Here is a 1,201-nt window from a genome sequence, read left to right as displayed (position 1 = left end):
CGGCGAAGCGCCGGCGCTGCCTGGGGCAAAGCCCCAGTTGACGAGCACGGGCTGGCCGTTCACGGACCAGATGTCGTCATTTGACGGATGTTGCAGCGCAAGACGCAGCAATTGGCCGGAAAGGGCCTGGCGTGCCTGCGCATCCGTGGTAAGCGTACCGGAAAGGGCCGCGATGTCACGTGCCAGAGACGCAGCCTTGGCGCGCAGGACGTTGGCTTCTTCTTCCGGAAGGTCTTTGAGGGCAATTGCTGGTCCCTGACCTTCGGCATACCAGTCCACGCTGCTGCCTTCGGCGTCGTGCTGCGGCTCCGCAAGCAGGGCGGCATGTTCCGGCCCCAGTTTTTGCAGCAGTATGGCCTTGAGCTGGGCGTGGCAATCTGTGGCAAGTATGCCCTGACTGGCAAGCGCCCGCATGGGGCCACGCATGCTGACAGCGATACGTATGCTCATGGCTTGCCTCCCTGGGTGTTACCTGCGCCTTTTTGCGCCGTCTTTTCAGGGGCGGAGGATTTTTCCTGTCCGGGAGTCTGCCCCTGGCCCGGTTGGCCTGATGGCGTGGGCGCAGCCAGAGTAAAGGGAATTCCCGCAGCGCGCAGAAAATCCGCAAGACTGGCGCTTACAATCGCCAGGCTTGATTGCCTGTAGGATCCGTCATCCAGTTTTATAAAGGTATTGATGCCCACAACTTCGCCCTTGTCGTTGACCAGCGGCCCGCCGCTGTTGCCTTGCGATACGGTAGCCGTATGCACGATAAGGGGCGGGTTGCGCTCCAGAATGACGCTGACCACGCCTTCGGTATAAACCACTTCGGGCGCTGCCGCTTCATTGCCCTTGAGCAGGGCCAGAAATTTGGGATCATCATTGGTCACGGCACCGGGAAAACCCCATGCGCTGACTTTTTCCGTGCGCCAGACATCGGTTGTCAGCGGCAGGGGGGTGATGGCCGGGTTGTTTTCAACGGCGAGCACGGCAAAATCGCGGCCCGCGCTTTGTGTGGACAGCAGAACGCGGGCGGGCAGGGGCGCGCCGGTAGCCTTGCTGACAACAACTGCCTTGCCTGCGGGGCCGACCACATGCGCATTGGTGACCACATGGTTCGGAGATACAAAAAATCCCGAACCCATTGAAAGCCCCTCGGGCTGCAAGGCCAGCACAAGTACCGTGGCCTGTTCCATAAGCGCGGCAAAGCCTTGAGGGGGCG

At 61.4% G+C, this 1,201-nt stretch carries 2 protein-coding genes; both read right to left on the bottom strand.

The annotated features are described in order from the left end of the window. A partial coding sequence (locus V6C16_RS13740; RefSeq protein WP_333543493.1) for an SrfA family protein occupies window positions 1-450 on the bottom strand: 450 nt, incomplete at its 3' end. After that, window positions 447-1,201 (bottom strand): serine protease (locus V6C16_RS13735; protein ID WP_333543492.1); only part of this gene is annotated, 755 nt, incomplete at its 5' end. The genes V6C16_RS13740 and V6C16_RS13735, both read right to left, overlap by 4 nt.

This window comes from Desulfovibrio sp. 1188_IL3213, assembly GCF_036763145.1.
Lineage (GTDB): Bacteria > Desulfobacterota > Desulfovibrionia > Desulfovibrionales > Desulfovibrionaceae > Desulfovibrio.
The sequence above is the reverse complement of the archived record's forward strand: the minus strand, read 5'-3'. Positions and strand labels throughout refer to the sequence as shown.